The organism is Streptomyces sp. CA-142005, assembly GCF_050942335.1.
Lineage (GTDB): Bacteria > Actinomycetota > Actinomycetes > Streptomycetales > Streptomycetaceae > Streptomyces.
In genome coordinates, this window is record NZ_CP192078.1 from 8,258,940 (window position 1) to 8,278,782 (window position 19,843).

Here is a 19,843-nt window from a genome sequence, read left to right on the forward strand (position 1 = left end):
CCCCGAGCAGAACACGAGGACCCGTGGACACCCAGGTTGACCAGCTGGTCGAGGCCCTGCGCAACTCCCTGATCGAGAACGAGAAGCTGCGCGAGGCTCACGACGCGCACCTCGCCGCCGCCCGGGAACCGATCGCGATCGTCTCGATGGCCTGTCGGTTCCCCGGCGGTGTGGGCACCCCCGAGGAGCTGTGGCAACTCGTCGCCGAGGGGCGCGACGCCGTCACGCCGTTCCCCGTCAACCGCGGCTGGGACCTCGACGGCCTGTACGACCCCGAGCCGGGCGTCGACGGCAAGTGCTACGCGCGCGAGGGCGGTTTCCTCCACGACGCCGACCGGTTCGACCCGGGATTCTTCAACATCAGCCCCGGCGAAGCCCTCGTGATGGACCCCCAGCAGCGGCTCCTCCTGGAGGTCGCCCAGGAGGCCTTCGAACGCGCCGGCATCCCGCCCCACACCCTCAAGGGCAGCCGCACGGGCGTCTTCGCGGGCGTCATGTACCACGACTACGCCCTCGGCGACGACGACGGCAGCACCAGCGGAGGCAGCGTCGTCTCCGGCCGGGTCGCCTACACCTTCGGCCTGGAGGGGCCGGCGGTGACGGTGGACACGGCGTGCTCCTCGTCCCTCGTAACCCTGCATCTGGCGGTGCAGGCGTTGCGTTCGGGTGAGTGTGGGTTGGCATTGGCCGGTGGTGTGACGGTGATGTCGACGCCGGAGACGTTCGTGGAGTTCAGCAAGCAGCGGGGGTTGTCGCCGGACGGCCGGTGCAAGGCGTTCGCGGAGGCGGCGGACGGGACCGGCTGGGGTGAGGGTGCGGGTCTGCTGTTGCTGGAGCGGTTGTCGGATGCGCGGCGGCTGGGGCATCCGGTGTTGGCGGTGGTGCGGGGTTCGGCGGTCAATCAGGACGGTGCGTCCAATGGTCTGACGGCGCCGAACGGTCCCTCGCAGCAGCGGGTGATCCGTGCCGCGCTGGCCAGTGCCGGTCTGTCCGGTGGTGATGTCGATCTGGTCGAGGCGCATGGGACGGGGACGCGGCTGGGGGATCCGATCGAGGCTCAGGCGCTGCTGGCCACATATGGGCGTGAGCGTGGGGATGGAGCGCCGCTGTATCTGGGTTCGGTGAAGTCGAATCTGGGGCACACGCAGGCGGCTGCGGGTGTGGCCGGCGTGATCAAGTTGGTGGAGGCGATGCGGCATGGGCTGATGCCGCGGACGCTGCATGTGGATGCGCCGTCGTCCCAGGTGGACTGGTCGGCGGGTGCGGTGGAGCTGCTGACCGAGGCCCGCGGGTGGCTGGGGGTGGGGGACCGGCCGCGCAGGGCTGCGGTGTCGTCCTTTGGCATTTCCGGCACCAATGCGCACGTGATCCTGGAACAGGCAGATGAGTCCGAGCAGCCCGCTGGTGAATCGGAGCCGGTGGTGGGGCCGGTGGCGGTCGCGTTGTCGGCACGTACGCCTGAGGCGGTGGCCGAGTCGGCGGGACGGCTTGCGGATTGGTGGTCGGCGCGGGAGGACGTCGAAGTCACGGAAGTGGCCTCGGCGTTGGCGCATGGCCGGGGTCGGCTTGAGTATCGGGCTGTGGTGGTGGCGTCCTCGCGTGAGGAGGCGATCGGGTCCCTGGCGTCCTTTGCCTCGGACGGTACGGCTGCCGTTGTCGGCCGGGTGGGCTCTGGTCGGACGGGGTGGTTGTTCACGGGTCAGGGCTCGCAGTGGCTGGGGATGGGCCGGGACCTGTATGACGCCGACCCGGTGTTCGCCGAGGCGTTCGACCGGGCGTGCGCGGCGTTGGATGTGCATCTGGAGCGGCCGCTGCGTGAGGTGATCTGGGGCGAGGATGCCTCGCTGGTGGATGCGACCGTGTTCACGCAGGCAGGCTTGTTCGCGGTGCAGGCGGCGTTGGTGGCGGTGTTGCGGCACTGGGGTATCCCCGGGGATGTGTTGCTGGGGCACTCGATCGGTGAGATCTCCGCCGCGTATGCGGCCGGGGTGTTGTCGTTGGAGGATGCGGCGCGTCTGGTGGCGGCGCGGGGGGCGTTGATGCAGGCCCTGCCCGCGGGTGGGGGCATGCTCGCCCTGGCCACCAGTATCGAGCAGACCGAGGAGCTGATCGCCGGCCTGCCGGTGGACGTCGCCGCCGTCAACGCGCCGACCGCGGTCGTGGTCTCCGCAGCGGTGCAGGACCTGGAAACGGTGGCATCGCGCGCCGAGGAGCGGGGGATAAGGGCGACCCGGTTGTCGGTCTCGCACGCCTTCCACTCCCGGCTGATGGAGCCGATGCTGGAGCCCTTCACCAAGGTCGCCGCCTCTCTCACCTACCGTCAGCCGAACACCGCTGTCGTCTCCAACGTGACCGGCCAGGTCGTATCCGAGGAGCTGACGGACCCGGCGTACTGGGTACGGCATGTCCGCCAGCCGGTCCGTTTCGCCGACGGAGTCCGTACCGCCCGCGACCTGGGCGTGACGCGGTTCGTGGAGGTGGGCCCGCAGGCGGTGCTGACCGCTCTGACCCGCCAGACCCTCGACGAGGAGACCGGTGAACTGGCCTTCGCGCCGCTCATGCGCCGCCCCCAGCCGCTCCAGGAGGACACCGCTCCCACCACACTGCTGACCGCCGCGGCCACCCTCCACACCACCGGCCTCCCGGTCGACTGGCACCTGCCCACCCCCACCCGCCACCTCGACCTGCCCACCTACCCCTTCCAGCGCCGCCGCTACTGGCTGCCCGCGGCGGAGCGTGGGATCGACGCGGTCAGTCGTGGTCTGATCGCGGTGATCCACCCCCTGTTGGGTGCGGCCGTGTCGGTGGCCGACACCGGGGGGATGATCGTCACCGGGCGCCTGTCGCTCGAAGCGCAGCCCTGGCTCGCCGACCATGCGGTGAACGGCACCGTGCTCTTTCCGGGCACGGCCTTCGTGGAGCTCGCACTGCGGGTCGGGGAGGAGGTGGGCTGCGACCGTGTGGACGAGGTCAGCATGGTCGCGCCCCTTGTCCTGCCCGAGCGGGGCGGGGTCCAGATCCAGGTCGTCGTGGGCGCGGCCGATGAGGAGGGGCGGCGGGAGCTGTCCGTCCACTCGCGCCGGGACGCGGCGGACTGGCTGTGTCATGCGCAGGGGTTCGTGTCGGCCGGGGACACCACGCCACCGGACTTCGACTTCGCGGTCTGGCCACCCGCCGGCTCCGAACCGGTGAACACGGGAGATGCCTATACGGCCCTCGCGGCCGACGGCTACGACTACGGGCCCGTGTTCCAGGGACTGCGGCAGGTGTGGCGGCGCGGCGACGAGCTGTTCGTCGATGTCGTACTCCCCGAAGAGGCGGACGGTGGTGCGTTCGGCCTGCACCCGGCGCTGCTCGACGCGGCGCTGCACGGTGTGCACCTCGGCCGCCCCGAGCCGGCGGACGGGCCCGCCCTTCCGTTCTCCTGGCGGGGAGTCACCCTGTGGGCGGCGGGCGCGTCCCGGCTGCGGGTGGCCGTGGACGCCGCCGGGGGCCTGCGCCTCGCGGACGCGGACGGCCGTCCGGTCGGCGCGGTGGAGGAACTCGTCGTACGCCCGGTCGCGACCGCCGATCTCGTCGGTGCCGACGTGCTGCACCGGCTCGAGTGGCGACCGACCCCGCTGCTCCGGCCCGCGGAGGGAGCGGAGGCCGACCCGGGGGCCGTGGCCGTGGTCACGGCGGACGCCCTCGCGGACGTGAGCGGCTCACCGGTCGTTCTCCGTACCGGGAGGACCGACCCGGTCGTCACCGTCACCGCCGCCCTGCAGCAGTGGCTGGCGGAAGAGGGACGGGAGGATGCCGTACTCGTCGTGGCGGCCGGCGGCACGGCGGACGCGCCGCTTCGAGCCGCCGTGGCGGGTTTGGTCAGGGCGGCACAGGCCGAGCACCCGGGACGCTTCGTGCTGGCCGACGTGGACGATGTGGACGCCGTGGACGACGCGTCGTGGCGCGCCCTCGCGGCTTCCGGTGAACCCGAGTGGCGGCTTCGGGACGGCGTCTGGTCGGTGCCGCGGCTGGTGCGCGCGACACCGCCAGCCGCCGAGCGGCCGGACTGGGGCACGGGTGCGGTGCTCGTCACCGGCGGCACGGGCGGGGTCGGGGCCGAGATCGCCCGGCACCTCGTTGCCGACCACGGTGTCACCGAGATCGTCCTGCTGTCCCGTTCGGGTGCCGACGCGCCGGGCGCGGCCGAACTGGTCGCGGAGCTGACCGCGGCCGGAGCCCGCGCACGGGCCGTCGCGGGCGACGTGGCCGACCGAGCCCGGCTGGCGGAGATCCTGAAGGGCATTCCCGACCTCGGCGCGGTGGTGCACGCGGCGGGCATCCTCGACGACGCCGTACTCACCGAACTGACGCCTCAGCGGCACGAACGCGTCCGCCGTCCGAAGGCGACGGCGGCCGAACATCTCGCCGAGCTCACCCGGGAACGGGACCTGTCCGCGTTCGTCCTGGTGTCCTCCGTGGCCGGTGTGCTCGGCGCGGCAGGACAGGCCAACTACGCGGCGGCCAACGCCTACCTCGACGGGCTGGCCGAACAGCTGCGGCAGGACGGACGTCCCGCCACCTCCGTCGCCTTCGGGCTCTGGCGCGAGGTCGGCATGGGCGCGTCGCTCGACGAGGCCGAGGTCCGCCGCACCGAGCAGGCGGGACTGCCGGCGCTGACCCGAGCAGAGGCCCTGGAGGCCCTCGACCAGGCGGTCGCGGGCGCAGGCGGCGCCCTTCTCGCCGCCCGGCTGCTGCCCCAGCTGGCGCAGCACGCCGGACAGCGCGCGCCGCTGCTCGCCGAGCTCTTCGGCGGCACCGGCCGCCGGACCGCCCGGGCGGCAGCCGGTGACTCCCGTGCGCTCGCCCGCCGGCTCGCCGAGGTCGCCCCCGCCGAGCGGCTCGGCGTCGTGCTCGACCTGGTCCGTACCCAGGCCGCCACTCTGCTCGGATACGACAACGCAGCCGCCGTCGATCCCGAGCGGCCCTTCTCGGAACTCGGCTTCGACTCGCTCACCACGATCGAGATGCGCAACCGGCTGGGCGCCGCCACCGAACTCCGACTGCCCGCCACCCTCCTGTTCGACTACCCCACCCCCCAGGTCCTGGCACGGCACGTGCTGGACGAGATCGGCGGGCGGGTCCAGGCGACGACCGAGGCCGTCCCCACCACCGCCGTCCAGGACGACGAGCCGATCGCCATCGTGTCCATGGCATGCCGCTACCCCGGTGACATCACCACACCGGAACAGCTCTGGCGGCTGGTGGTGGAGGGCCGCGACGCCGTCTCCGGCTTCCCCACCGACCGGGGCTGGGACCTCGACGGCCTGTACGACCCCGAGCCGGGCGTGGAGGGCAAGACCTACTCCCGGTACGGTGCCTTCCTGCACGACGCCGACCGCTTCGACGCAGCCTTCTTCAACATCAGCCCGACCGAGGCCGTGACCATGGACCCGCAGCAGCGACTGCTGCTGGAGACGTCCTGGGAGGCCTTCGAACGCGCCGGCATCGACCCGGTCGCCCTCAAGGGCAGCCGCACGGGCGTCTTCGCGGGCGTCATGTACCACGACTACGGACCGGGAACCAGCAGCGGCGCCATCGTCTCCGGCCGCGTGTCCTACGTCTTCGGTTTCGAGGGCCCGGCCCTGACCGTCGACACGGCGTGCTCGTCATCGCTGGTCGCCCTGCATCTGGCGGTGCAGGCGTTGCGTTCGGGTGAGTGTGGGTTGGCGTTGGCCGGTGGTGTGACGGTGATGTCGACGCCGGAGACGTTCGTGGAGTTCAGCAGGCAGCGGGGGTTGTCGCCGGACGGCCGGTGCAAGGCGTTCGCGGAGGCGGCGGACGGGACCGGTTGGGGTGAGGGTGCGGGTCTGCTGTTGCTGGAGCGGTTGTCGGATGCGCGTCGGTTGGGGCATCCGGTGCTGGCGGTGGTGCGGGGTTCGGCGGTCAATCAGGACGGTGCGTCCAATGGTCTGACGGCGCCGAACGGTCCCTCGCAGCAGCGGGTGATCCGTGCCGCGCTGGCCAGTGCCGGTCTGTCCGGTGGTGATGTCGACTTGGTCGAGGCGCATGGGACGGGGACGCGGCTGGGGGATCCGATCGAGGCTCAGGCGCTGCTGGCCACATATGGGCGTGAGCGTGGGGATGGAGCGCCGCTGTATCTGGGTTCGGTGAAGTCGAATCTGGGGCACACGCAGGCGGCTGCGGGTGTGGCCGGCGTGATCAAGTTGGTGGAGGCGATGCGACATGGGCTGATGCCGCGGACGCTGCATGTGGATGCGCCGTCGTCCCAGGTGGACTGGTCGGCGGGTGCGGTGGAGCTGCTGACCGAGGCCCGCGGGTGGCTGGGGGTGGGGGACCGGCCGCGCAGGGCTGCGGTGTCGTCCTTCGGGATCTCCGGCACCAATGCGCACGTGATTGTCGAGCAGGCGCCGCAGAGCGAGGAGGGTGTCGCCTCGGAACCGGTGGTCGGCCCCGTGGCGGTCACGTTGTCCGCGCGTAGCCCTGAGGCCTTGACTGAGTCGGCTGACCGGCTTGCGGATTGGTGGTCGGGGCGGGGGGACGTCGAAGTCGCGGAGGTGGCTTCGGCGTTGGTGCATGGCCGGGCCGGGCTTGAGTACCGGGCTGTGGTGGTGGCGTCCTCGCGTGAGGAGGCGATCGGGTCCCTGTCCGCTTTCGCAGCGGACGGCTCTGGTGCGGTGACCGGGCGGGTGTCGTCTGGTCGGACGGGGTGGTTGTTCACGGGTCAGGGCTCGCAGTGGCTGGGCATGGGCCGGGAACTGCACGCCGCCAACCCGGTGTTCGCCGAGGCGTTCGACCGGGCGTGCGCGGCGTTGGATGTGCATCTGGAGCGGCCGCTGCGTGAGGTGATCTGGGGCCAGGACGCCTCGCTCGTGGATGCGACCGTGTTCACGCAGGCCGGGTTGTTCGCCGTGCAGACGGCGCTGGTCGCCGTACTGCGTCACTGGGGCATCCCGGCCGACGTGCTGCTGGGGCACTCGATCGGTGAGGTCTCCGCCGTGTATGCGGCTGGGGTGTTGTCGTTGGAGGATGCGGCGCGTCTGGTGGCGGCGCGGGGGGCGTTGATGCAGGCGCTTCCCGCGGGTGGGGGCATGCTCGCCCTGTCCGGCAGTATCGAGCAGACCGAGGAGCTGATCGCCGGTCTGCCGGTGGACGTTGCCGCCGTCAACGCCCCGGCCGCGGTGGTGGTTTCCGCAGCGGTGGAGGACCTGGCGACGGTGCAGGCCCGCGCCGAGGAGCAGGGGATACGGGCGACCCGGCTATCGGTCTCGCATGCCTTCCACTCGCGGCTGATGGAGCCGATGCTGGAGGCGTTTGCGGAGGTGGCCGCCTCCCTCACCTACCGTGAGCCGGCTGTCCCGGTGGTCTCGAACGTCACTGGTCAGCTGGTGTCGGCGGAGCTGACCGACCCGGCCTACTGGGTACGGCACGTCCGTCAGCCGGTCCGCTTCGCCGACGGCGTCCGTACCGCCCGTGAGCTGGGTGTGACCCGGTTCGTGGAGGTGGGCCCGCAGGCGGTGCTGACCGTCCTGACCCGCCAGACCCTGGCCGACGACACGGGAGAGCTGGTCTTCGCGCCCCTGATGCGCCGCCCCCGTAAGCCGCTCGAGGATCCCGCCGCCACCACACTCCTCACCGCCGCGGCCACGCTCCACGCCACCGGCGTTCCGGTGGACTGGCACCTGCCCGCCCCCGCCCCCGCCCGTCACCTCGACCTGCCCACCTACCCCTTCCAACGCGACCGTTACTGGCAGGACTCCATGCCTACCAGCGGCGATCCCCGGCAGGTGGGCCAGTCGCCCACCGGGCATCCGTTGCTCGGTGCGGCGGTCACGGTGGCGGACAGCGGTGGTGTCGTGCTCACCGGGCGGCTGTCCGCGGACAGCCAGTCGTGGCTCGCCGACCATGAGATCAACGGCTCGGTCGTGGTGCCCGCCTCGGTGCTCGTCGACTTCGCGCTGAGGGCCGCCGAGGAGGTGGACTGTGCGGCTGTGGAGGAGTTCACCGTGGGCACCCCGCTCGTACTGTCCGGCACCGAGGGTGTGCCGGTGCAGGTGAGTGTGGGTGCGGCCGACGACTCCGGCAGGCGAGGTCTCAGCGTGCACCTTCTGCCCGCGGGTGGGACCGAGTGGGTGCGGTGTGCCTCCGGGACGCTGAGCGGCGATGGTCCGGCTCTCTCGCCGACGGCGTGGCTGCCGCCGGGCGCCGTATCGCTGGACCTCGACGCCGTGGACGGCGCGTTGGCTGCCCGTGGACAGCACCACGGTCCGGCCTTCCGTACCGTACGGGCCGCCTGGCGGGACGGATCCGATGTGTACGTCGAGTTGGGGCTGCCCGAGCGGGCCGACGGCCGGGCCGCCTCGCCGGCCTTCGCCCTGGATCCGCGCCTGCTGGAGGGCGTCTGTCAGGTGCTCGTCGCGACGAGTGACTCCAGGGAGCCGGCGGACGCGGACACTCCGCTGCTCGCGGCAGCCTGGCGGGGCATCTCGGTGGTGCCGGGCGGTGCGGAGCCGGTACGGGCGGTGGTCCGCGGCGGCCGGCTGGCCCTCCTGGACGCGGAGGGCGTGACGGTCGGCGCGGTCGACTCGCTCGCGCTGCGGCCGATGAGCCGCGCCGAGCTGACCGCGGCCACGGCGGCTGCCGACTCGTTGTATCTGCTGAACTGGGTGGCAACGCCGTTGCCCGACTCCCAGGCGACCGGTACGCTTCCGGTCGTCGGACTGGCGGAGGTCGCCGCCGCCGAGGAAGCCGACGTCGTGGTGTGCGACTGCCCGCTGCCGGCGACGGCGGACGCGGACGCGGCCCGGACCCTGACGGCCGAGGTGCTCGCCGCTCTGCGGGACTGGGTGGCCGACCCCGCCAGGGACGGCGGCACGCTGGTCATCGCGACGACCGGCGAGGACGCGTCGGGCGTCTCGGCACCCGCCGCCGAGGCCGTGGCGGGACTCGTACGGGCCGCGCAGGCCGAGCATCCCGGACGCTTCGTCCTCGTCGGCACGCAAACCGGCGCGGGCACCGTCGACGCGGCGACCTGGACCGCCCTGGCCACCGCAGGCGAGCCGGAATGGCGGCAACGGGACGGTGACTGGCAGGTGCCCCGGCTGGCCCGCGCGTCCCGCGCCGAGTCCGCCCCGGACTGGGGCGACGGCACAGTGCTGATCACCGGCGGAACCGGAGGCCTGGGCGCGCTGGTCGCCCGCCGCCTGGTGGCCGGGCACGGAGTGCGCAGTCTCGTCCTCGTCTCCCGGCGCGGCGGGACGGCCCCGGGTGCGCCGGAGCTCGTGACCGAACTGCGCGCCGCGGGCGCCGAAGTACGGGCCGTGGCATGCGACATCGCCGATCGGGAGGCCCTCGCCGGGTTGCTGGCCGACATCGACGACCTGACCGGTGTCGTGCACGCGGCCGGCGTACTGCACGACGCCGTACTGACCGAGCAGACCGAGGCGCGCCTCGACGACGTGTGGATGCCGAAGGCGGAGGCGGCCTGGCATCTGCACGAGCTGACCGAGCGGCTGCCGCTGCGCGCGTTCGTCCTGTTCTCCTCGGTCGCGGGTGTGCTCGGCTCCGCCGGACAGACCAACTACGCCGCCGCCAACGGCTTCCTGGACGGCCTGGCCCGACTCCGGCGCGCCGCGGGCCTGTCCGCGCTGTCGATCGCGTACGGCCTGTGGCAGGACGCCGGCATGGGCACCGCCCTCGGCCCGGCCGAGCAGGCCCGCACGGCGAGCGTCGGCATGCCCGCCCTCGGCACCGAACAGGGGCTCGCGCTGCTTGACGCCGCGGTCGCCGGAGACGAAGCGGCCGTCGTCGCCACTCCGCTGCTGCCCGCGGTGGTCGACCACGCGGGCCAGCGGGCTCCGCTGCTGTCCGGTCTGTTCCGTGCCGCGACGGCACGCGCCGCGGCACGGCGCGCAGGGGGCGGCCGGCTGGCCCGACGTCTTGCGGATGCGGCCGAGGCCGAGCGAGTCGACATCGCGCTCCGTGCCGTCCAGGAACAGGCCGCCTTGGTGCTGGGGCATCCGGAGGGTACGGTCCTCGAACCCGACCGGCCGTTCACGGAGTTCGGCTTCGACTCGCTCACCACGATCGAGATGCGCAACCGACTCGGCGCGGCAACGGGTCTCCGCCTGCCCGTGGGACTGCTGTTCGACCACCCGACCTGCCGGGCGCTGGCCCGCCACCTGGTCGCGGAGGTCTCCGGCACCGCACCCGCAGCGGCGGCCGTCGTCCACCGGACCGTCGCGGTCGACGAGCCCATCGCCATCGTCGCGATGGCCTGCCGGTTCCCGGGCGGCGTGGGCTCGCCGGAGGACCTGTGGCGGCTGGTCGCCGACGGTGTCGACGCGGTCACCGGCTTTCCCACCGACCGCGGCTGGGACCTCGACGGCCTCTACGACCCCGAGCCGGGCAAACCCGGCCGTACCTACGCCCGCGGGGGAGCCTTCCTGACCGGCGCCGACCGCTTCGACCCCGCCTTCTTCAACATCAGCCCGGTCGAGGCGCTCGCCATGGATCCGCAGCAGCGCCTGTTCCTGGAGACGACCTGGGAGGTCCTGGAACGCGCCGGGATCGACCCCGCCACTCTGGTCGGCAGTGACACCGGTGTGTTCACCGGCACCTCGTACCAGGACTACGGCTCCCGCCTCCCGCACATTCCCGACGAGGTCGCCGGCTACGTCGGCAACGGCACCCTCGGCAGCGTCCTTTCCGGCCGGGTGTCGTACGTCTTCGGTTTCGAGGGCCCTGCGGTGACGGTGGACACGGCGTGCTCGTCGTCCCTGGTCGCCCTGCACCTGGCCGCACAGGCCCTGCGCTCCGGTGAGTGCACGCTGGCCCTGGCCGGCGGCGCCACGGTGATGTCGACGCCGGAGACGTTCGTGGAGTTCAGCCGACAGCGGGGTCTGGCACCGGACGGCCGGTGCAAGGCGTTCGCCGAGGCCGCGGACGGAACCGGCTGGGGCGAGGGCGTCGGTCTGCTCCTCGTCGAGCGGTTGTCGGATGCGCGTCGGCTCGGTCATCCCGTGCTGGCGGTGGTACGGGGTTCGGCGGTCAATCAGGACGGCGCGTCCAATGGTCTGACGGCGCCGAACGGTCCCTCGCAGCAGCGGGTGATCCGCGCCGCCCTCGCCAACGCCGGACTCTCGGCCGCAGACGTGGACGTGGTCGAGGCTCACGGAACCGGCACGCGCCTCGGAGACCCGATCGAAGCACAGGCCCTGCTCGCCACGTACGGACAGGCACGGCGGGATCACGAGCCCCTGTACGTCGGGTCGGTGAAGTCGAATCTCGGGCACACGCAGGCGGCTGCGGGTGTGGCTGGTGTGATCAAGTTGGTGGAGGCGATGCGGCATGGGGTGATGCCGCGGACGCTGCATGTGGATGCGCCGTCGTCTCAGGTGGATTGGTCGGCGGGTGCGGTGGAGTTGCTGACCGAGGCGCGGGAGTGGCCGGGGGTGGGGGACCGGCCGCGCAGGGCTGCGGTGTCCTCGTTCGGGATCTCCGGGACCAATGCGCACGTGATCCTGGAACAGGCCGCTGAACCCGAGCAGCCCGCTGGTGAGCCGGAGCCGGTGGTGGGGCCGGTGGCGGTGGCGTTGTCGGCACGTACACCTGAGGCGCTGGCCGAGTCGGCGGGACGGCTTGCGGATTGGTGGTCGGCGCGGGAGGACGTCGAAGTCGCGGAAGTGGCCTCGGCGTTGGCGCATGGCCGGGCTGGGCTTGAGCATCGGGCTGTGGTGGTGGCGTCCTCGCGTGAGGCGGCGATCGGGTCTCTGGCGTCGTTTGCGTCGGACGGGACGGGTGCCGTTGTCGGCCGGGTGTCTTCTGGTCGGACGGGGTGGTTGTTTACGGGTCAGGGCTCGCAGTGGCTGGGCATGGGCCGGGAACTGTACGACGCCAACCCGGTGTTCGCGGAGGCGTTCGACCGGGCGTGCGCGGCCCTGGATGTGTATCTGGAGCGGCCGCTGCGTGAGGTGGTCTGGGGCGAGGACGCGTCCCTGGTGGATGCCACCGTGTTCACGCAGGCTGGCTTGTTTGCCGTGCAGGCGGCTTTGGTGGCGGTGTTGCGTCACTGGGGCATCCCCGGGGATGTGTTGCTGGGGCATTCCATCGGTGAGGTCTCTGCCGCGTATGCGGCGGGGGTGTTGTCGTTGGAGGATGCGGCGCGTCTGGTGGCGGCGCGGGGGGCGTTGATGCAGGCGCTTCCCGCGGGTGGGGGCATGCTCGCCCTGGCCACCAGTGTCGAGCAGACCGAGGAGCTGATCGCCGGTGTGCCGGTGGACGTTGCCGCCGTCAACGCGCCGGCCGCGGTCGTGGTCTCCGGAGTGGTAGAAGATCTGGAGACGGTGCAGGCCCGCGCCGAGGGGCAGGGGATAAGGGCGACCCGGTTGTCGGTCTCGCACGCCTTCCACTCCCGGCTGATGGAGCCGATGCTGGAGCCCTTCGCAGAGGTCGCCGCCTCCCTGACCTACCGTCAGCCGAACACTGCTGTCGTCTCCAACGTGACCGGTCAGCTGGTGTCGGAGGAGCTGACGGATCCGGCGTACTGGGTGCGGCATGTCCGCCAGCCGGTGCGTTTCGCCGACGGAGTCCGCGCCGCCCGCGAGCTGGGCGTGACGCGTTTCGTGGAGGTGGGCCCGCAGGCGGTGCTGACCGCCCTGACCCGCCAGACCCTCGACGAGGAGACTGGTGAGCTGGCCTTCGCGCCGCTCATGCGCCGCCCCCGCAAACCCCAGGACGAAACCGCCCCCGTCACACTGCTCACGGCGGCGGCCACCCTTCACGCCACCGGCGTCCCGGTGGACTGGCACTTGCCCACCCCCGCCCCGACCCGCCACCTCGACCTGCCCACCTACCCCTTCCAACGCCGCCGGTATTGGCTGTCGGCTCCGGTGGGGTCGGGTGTGGTGGGAGTGGGTGCGGCCGGTTTGCGGGAGGCCGGGCATGGGTTGTTGGTGGCGGCGGTCTCCACGGCCGACGGTTCGGCGACGGTGTTGACCGGGCGGCTGGGTGTGGGGCGTCAGGCGTGGCTCGCGGGGCATCGGGTGGCCGGGCGGGTGTTGGTGCCGGGGGCTGCGTTGGTGGACATGGCGCTGCACGCGGCGGACGTGACCGGTTACGACGGCATCGGGGAGCTGGTCGTAGGCCGGCCGTTGGTCTTGCCGGAGGCGGGGGAGGTGGATGTGCAGGTGCAGGTGACGGCCGCCGGTGAGCGGGCGGAGGTGAGTATCCACTCGCGCCCCGCCGAGGCGGCCGTGCAGGCCCCGGGCCCGGACACGTCCTGGACCACCCACGCCACCGGCACCCTCACCACCACGGCCACCACAGCCGGCACCCCGACCACCACCCCCAACCTCACCCCCTGGCCCCCCCAAGAAGCCGAACCCCTGGACCCGGACGAGCTCTACAACCGCCTCGCGCGGCAGGGCCACCGCATCGCGCCGCAGTTCCAGACCGTCCAGGCGGCCTGGCAGCGCGAGGGTGAACTGTTCGTCGAGGTCGCCCTGCCGGACGATGCCGACAGCGACGGCCACCGGATCCACCCGGCGCTGCTGGACGGCCTGTGCCAGCTGCTGGCGGTGGACATGGCGGCCGAGCCGGGAAGTGCTCCGGTCGGTGCCACGTGGCGCGGCCTGCGATGGGAGTCGGACGAGTCGCCGTCCGCGCTGCGGATGGCCTTCACGGCGCAAGGCCTGAGCGTGTCGACCGTTTCCGGGCGACCGGTGGCGTATGCCGACTCGGTGATCCTGCAGCCCGTACCCCTGCCGGAGGCTCCGGTGGCCGGCGAACCGCTCCCGGAGGCGGAGGCGGAGGCGGAGGACGGCGGCGAAGGGCGATCGGGGGAGCGGCGCAGGCGCGCCCGGCACGGCGATCCCGAGCGGTTCGTTCGCGAACTGCGCGAGCAGGACGACGAGACCCGGATCCGGCTGCTCCTGGAGCTGGTGCGGGAGCAGGTGGCGCAGGTGCTGGGGCACTCCGACGCCGAGTCCGTCGACCCCGACAAGGCGTTCTCCGAGCTGGGTTTCGACTCGATGGCCGCCGTCGAGGTGCGCAACCGGCTGAGCCGGCATACCGGGCTGTCGCTGCCGAGCTCGCTGGTCTTCGACCACCCCACGGCGCGGAGCGCCGCGGACCGGCTCGACGCGGAGCTGCGGCCGGCGCGGGAGGACGGCGCGGACGCCCTGCTGGCCCGGATGAGCCGGCTCGACGCCCTGCTGGCGAGCGCCTCGCCGACGCCGGAGGAGCAGGAGGCGATCCAGACGGCCCTGGAGTCGCTGGTGCAGCGATGGCGGTCGCGGACCGCGCCGGACGCGCACGGTGACGCGGCGGCGGCCACCCTGGACGACGCCAGTGACGACGAGCTGTTCGCGGTGCTCGACGCGGAACTCAGCGGCGGGTGACCGGCCAGGGGGTGCGGGCGGATGCGCCGGCCCGGGCCGCTCCAGGCCCGGGCCACCCCGACCGTGCGGTTCCCGACCGGCCGGCATCCCCGTGACCCCGTCCGTGGGACGGGGCCGTTCCCCCGGCACGGGGAGTGGCCCCGACTCAGGGGAGGGTAGGGGTGTTTCGGCTCGGCACGCCCGCCCTAGCGTGGGCCTCGCCCGCGCGGAACCGCGCAGACCCGCCCCCGACGCGCGCCTGCTCCATCGCGCCGAGACGCCATGGGAGATCCACGATGACGACCGAGCTGAACACCGTGACGCCGGACGACGCGGTGATCGAGCTGTTCAGTCCACCGCAGCCGGCGAACCCGTTCCCCCTCTACGACGTGCTGATGGACACCAACCGCGTCTATCGGAGCCCCTCCCTCGGTCTGTGGGCCGTGACCGGTTACGCCGAGGCCTCGGCGATCCTGCGCGCCAACACCACCCGCAACGGGCCGCGCGCCGCGAGCACCATGCGGACCGACTGGGCGGAGCACGAGGCGCTGCGCATGTACCTGAACGCGCTGATCACCCTGGACCCGCCGGACCACACCCGGGTGCGCGGCCTGGCCGGCCGGGTGTTCACCCCGGCCGCGGTGCGCGCGCTGGGTCCCAGCATCGAGCGGCTGATGCGCCGTCACCTGGACGACATCGTCGAGCAGTCGGCCGGTGGCGCTCCCGTGGATCTGATCAAGGCCCTGGCCAGTCCGTTCCCGGTGGCCGTGATCAGCGAGATGCTGGGCGTGCCGGACGAGGACGGCATGCACTTCTACCACGTGGCCAACAACTGGTCCCGGGTGTGGGCGGGCGGCTACTACTCGGAGGATGACCTGGAGCGCGCCGACGAGGCGGCGGTCGAGCTGCGCGAGTACTTCGAGGGCATCCTCGACGCCCGCCGCAAGAGCCCGCGCGAGGACCTGCTGTCGACCCTCGTGCGGGAGGGCGACAACGCGCGCCTGTCGCCGGAGGAGACGATGTCGCTGGCGACGTTCCTGTTCGTCGCCGGCTTCGAGACGACCACCTCGCTGATCAGCGCGGGTCTGATCTCCCTCCTGGAGCACCCGGACCAGCTGGAGCTGTGGCGCCGGGACTCCTCCGTCACGCAGACGGCGGTCGAGGAGCTGCTGCGCTTCAACACGCCGATCACCGCCGCCAGCCGGGTGATGAAGGAGGACACGCCGCTCGGCGACCAGACGGTCCCGGCGGGCAGCCTGGTCGTCGCGCTGCTGGCCGCGGCCAACCGCGACCCGCGGCAGTTCACCGATCCGGGCAGGCTGGACCTCACCCGCAGCGAGGGCGCCAACCTGGCCTTCAGCGCCGGTCCGCACTTCTGCATGGGCGGCAATCTGGCCCGCCTGGAGGCCGCGGTGCTGTTCCCGGCCTTCCTCGAGCGCTTCAGCAGCATCGAGGTGGTGGGCACGCCGGTGCGACGGGACGCCATCGGGCTGAACGGCTACGAAGAGCTCCAGCTGGTCCTGGCCTGAAGTCCGCGTTCCGGAAGGGGACCCGATGTCATCACCCGACCCCGCCGTGTGGCTTCGGCGGTACCACCCGGTCGACGCCCCGGTGCCACGGCTGATCTGCTGTCCGCACGCGGGCGGGTCGGCGAGCTACTACTTCCCGTTCTCCCGCGCGGTGGCCGGCACCGGCGCCGCAGAGGTGAGCGTGGTGCAGTACCCGGGGCGCCAGGACCGCCACCGGGAGCCGTTCCTGACGGATCTTCAGGAATTGGCGCGCTGCGTCGTGGAGGCCGTGCTCGCCGGCGACGACTGCCGCCCGGTGTCCTTGTTCGGTCACAGCATGGGCGCTCTGCTGGCGTTCGAGGTGGCCCTGCAGCTGCGGGAGCGGGCGGCGCTCCAGGCCGACCGGCTGTTCGTCTCCGGCCGGCGTTCGCCCAGCAGCCCCACGACGGAGAACGTTCACCTGCGTGACGAGCAGGGTCTGCTGCGCGAGGTGCGTGCCCTGGACGGCACCGGCGCCTCGATGCTGGACGACCCGGACGTGCGGGCCATGATCCTGCCCCCGCTGCGGGCCGACTACCAGGCGCTGGAAACCTACCGTTACCGTCCGTCACGCAGGCTGGCGGTCCCGGTGACGGCCGTCGTCGGCGACAGCGACCCGCGCACCCCGGTCGACGACGCCGGGAAGTGGGGAGAGGTCACGGCCGGTGACTTCGACCTGCATGTGCTGCCGGGCGGGCACTTCTACCTGGTCGACCAGTGGCCGACGCTGACCGAGCTGCTGGCGGGCAAACTCGCGGGAACCGGCCGCGTCCCGCTGTGAGAGGGCATGGTTCCCGGCCGCTGTCGGCCACATGGCGGACAGCGGCCGGGAACGGGCGGAGACAGCAGGCGAGGGTGACCGGTCCGCACGGCCTCAAAAGAGGCTCAGGGGGACGTTTCCGCAGGTCAATGGTCTCGGCCTCATGGTGGTGGCCCTCGCTGTGCTGTTCCGGGACTTCCGGTGGGGAATCGGGCCGGGACATGGAGTGTTAACGTCAGGTGAACAGGGGGATGGAAGGGCAGGTGAGCCGCCACGGGTACTCCCTTCAGGACGCAGTTGTCGGTGCCTGGGCTCTCGCCAGTGCGTGGCGTCGGCGCCGAGGCCGGCAGGGCGGCCGTACGGCTGGCCCGGCTCCCCTTCGACCTCGCGGTGGAGGGCGTGGGGCAGCTGACCGGGTTGCTCGGACACGCCCAGCCCTCGCGGTCCACGGTCGACGGTGAACCGGCACAGGCCGAGTCGGGGGTCCCGGTCCTGCTGGTGCACGGCCTGGCCGACCGGGAATGGGTCGTCTCGTCCCTGCAACGTGGACTGGGCGGCTGCGGGGCCGGCCCGTTCGTGCCCGTGACGTACAACGGGCTGAGTCCGGACATCCGCGCGGCAGCCAGGGTGCTCGGTGAACAGGTGGAGCTGACGGTCGGCCGGTGTGCCGGGCAGCCGGTGGTCCTGATCGGGTACAGCCTGGGCGGGCTGGTCGCCCGCTACTACGTGCAGCGCCTCGGCGGGCACGCACACGTACCCCTCGTGATCACCCTGGCGACACCGCACGGGGGGACCGCCACGGCCCTGCTGGCCCCGCCGCATCCGCTCCTGCGCCAGCTGCGGCCCGGCAGCGAGGTGCTGACCGAACTCGCCGCGCCGGCCGCGGGCTGCCGGAGCCGGTTCGTGGCCTTCTACAGCGACCTGGACGAGGCCGTCGTGCCCGCGGCCAGGGGCCGTATCGATCACCCCGACCTGAAGGCCCGCAACGTGCTCGTGCCGGGCGTGGGCCACCTGACGCTTCCTCTTCACCAGCCGGTCATCGACGAGGTGCGGGCACTGCTGACGGCGGTCGGGCAGACCGGCTTCGCCGTGGCCCGGCCCGGCCGTGACAGCCGGGGCAAAACGGAGGACGCTGGGACTTAGCCGGTAAGAACACCTGCGCGGAGCCAAGCATGGCTTTTTCGCCCAGTTCCTGCAGCAGCGCGACCGTACGCCCGTATCGCCCCCAGGACGAAGCGGGAGTGCGCGGGCTGATCGATGCCGACCGCCTGCCGGGTCAGCAGCCCTGTGCGCCGCAGCAGCTGGCCGCGGCCAGGCGTGGCGCGCCGGCCCTGGACGGCTGGTCCGTGCCGGCCCGGCCGCGGATCAGCGTGCTGGCCGACGCCGCGGACCGTCCCCTTGGCGTTGTCGCGTTCCTGTCGTGGGCCGACGTCCACAGCGGCGTGATCTGCTGGCTGTACGCCCGGGAGGATCCGCCCACCCTGCGTGCCCTCCTCGGCCACGCATGTGCCGAGCTCGCCTGGTGCCGGCAGATCGAGGCGTTCGTCGGCGCTCCACCGGGTCCCCTGGGGCCGGGCGGACTGCCGCGCATCCGCCGCGCCGCCACCCACGAGGCGCTGATCGAAGCCGGTTTCACGGGCCGCCGCCAGGGCGCCTACCTGCACTGCCCGCTCTCGGGCGAGCCGTCACCGGCGAAGCTGGTCGCCGACGTCTTTCCCTGCGACTTTCCCCCGGGGCATCGGCTGATCGTCCGTGACGGGGCCGAGCCGGTCGCGGAGGCCGTGGTGAGCGTCGGACCGGACCGCATCGCGACCGTGTACTGGATCGAGACCCGCCGTACCCACCGGGGCAGGGGCCTGGGCCGCAAGCTGCTGGGACAGGCTCTCGCCCTGCTGGCCGAGCAGGGTGCCGTCGAGGCCGCGCTCGTCATCGACGACTTTCCGCCCCGCACCACGGAGAACAAGGCCGCTTCCCGGCTCTTCGACTCCTTCGGCTTCACCCTCGTCGACGAGCTGTGGACCTACCTGTGGCGACATCCATGAGCCCCGCGGCCGGCCGCGGGGATGCGGCGGCACGACCGCACGGCCGGCCGGGGCCCGGCGCCGGTTCGCCCGCCGCAGCCGGAGGGGTCAGGCGGGGACGCGTTCGGCGGCCCGCTCCGCGGCGCGGAGGATGGTGGTACGCGCCTGATGGCGGCGCTCGTAGTCCAGCACCCGGCGGCAGTGACCGGGTTCGGCGTCCCCCAGCCGTTTGAGGATCTCGTCCGCCGTCATGCTGTCGTAGCCGGGCCAGGGCACCGGTCCGAGCAGTTCGGCCACCCGCCTCAGGACGGCCGGGCGGCGCGCGTGACACCGCTCGTAGGCGCCGATGACGGCCAGGTCCGTCTGCGGCAGCTGCGGCAGCCGGTCGTTGATCGTCTTGGTGCTGAGGCGTCGGTAGTCGGGGATCGGCAGCTCCTCCTCGTTGATGAGGGCTCCCCGGGGTGCGGCCTGGAGCCGCTCCGCGCCCGGCATGCGTTCGGCCGTCTCCCGCAACCAGCTGCTCCACTCGCGGACCGCCTGCGCCGCGCCGCCGACGCTCGGGCCGTCGGTGGTCCCGGCGGACGCCGCCACCGCGTTCTCGGCATGCTGTTCGAGGGCTTCGGCGAACTCCTCCAGCGCCTCCTCGTCGTCCCGGCGGATGGAGCCGAGCAGTTCCGCGCTGACGGCGTCCTCGGCCTCCTGGGCGATGCGCTCGGCGGCCCGGCACAGGGCCAGCGCCAGCGCGGTGACCGCGTACTCGTCCTCGGCGTTCTTCAGCAGCTGGTACTCCGTGGCCATCCGCCGGTTCCGGAACACGACGCCCGGGACGGATACGGCCATGTCGATGGGCAGCCGGGCCGCCTGCCCGGTGAGTTGCCAGGCGCCGACGAGGACGCTGTGCACCAGCCCGCGGGGCTGCAGCGTTCCCAGGCGTTCGTCGATGCGGTAGACGTGGCCGCGGGCGTCGCCCATGCGGCGTTCCAGGACATCCCGGTGTTCACCGGGTGGCGTGGCGGCGAGGTGGGCCCTGAAGCGGTCGGCGAGCGCCGACTTGGCCTCACGGACCTCGCGCAGCGCCGGAACGAGCAGATCTGTGGCTACGGACATCACGATTCCTTCGGATGCTTCGGGAAG

The 19,843-nt window shown here is 72.5% G+C and carries 6 protein-coding genes; 5 read left to right on the forward strand and 1 reads right to left on the reverse strand.

From position 1 onward, the window contains the following. The first annotated feature begins 23 nt into the window (after nt 1-23). The 5 genes from ACQPXS_RS38205 (at nt 24) to ACQPXS_RS38225 (ending at nt 18,730) form a co-directional block, all read left to right on the forward strand. Nucleotides 24-14,402, forward strand: coding sequence for an SDR family NAD(P)-dependent oxidoreductase (locus ACQPXS_RS38205; RefSeq protein WP_433454007.1), 14,379 nt, complete (start codon nt 24-26; stop codon nt 14,400-14,402). 275 nt (nt 14,403-14,677) lie between these two features. After that, a complete protein-coding gene (locus ACQPXS_RS38210) occupies nt 14,678-15,910 on the forward strand; it encodes a cytochrome P450 (RefSeq protein WP_433454008.1) in 1,233 nt (410 codons plus the stop codon). Nucleotides 15,911-15,935: 25 nt separating this feature from the next. Beyond that, nucleotides 15,936-16,709, forward strand: a complete 774-nt coding sequence (locus ACQPXS_RS38215; RefSeq protein WP_433454009.1) for a thioesterase II family protein — start codon at nt 15,936-15,938, stop codon at nt 16,707-16,709. Between the two features lie 300 nt (nt 16,710-17,009). Then, nucleotides 17,010-17,831 carry an esterase/lipase family protein gene (locus ACQPXS_RS38220; RefSeq protein WP_433454010.1) on the forward strand — a complete coding sequence of 274 codons (822 nt, stop codon included), beginning with the start codon at nt 17,010-17,012 and terminating at the stop codon, nt 17,829-17,831. 29 nt (nt 17,832-17,860) lie between these two features. Continuing rightward, on the forward strand, nt 17,861-18,730 hold the full coding sequence (locus ACQPXS_RS38225) for a GNAT family N-acetyltransferase (protein ID WP_433454011.1): 870 nt from the start codon (nt 17,861-17,863) through the stop codon (nt 18,728-18,730). An 87-nt stretch (nt 18,731-18,817) separates the two neighbouring features. On the opposite strand, the gene ACQPXS_RS38230 is transcribed toward ACQPXS_RS38225, so the two are convergent. Further along, nucleotides 18,818-19,816, reverse strand: coding sequence for a hypothetical protein (locus ACQPXS_RS38230; RefSeq protein WP_433454012.1), 999 nt, complete (start codon nt 19,814-19,816; stop codon nt 18,818-18,820). Between the last annotated feature and the right edge of the window lie 27 nt (nt 19,817-19,843).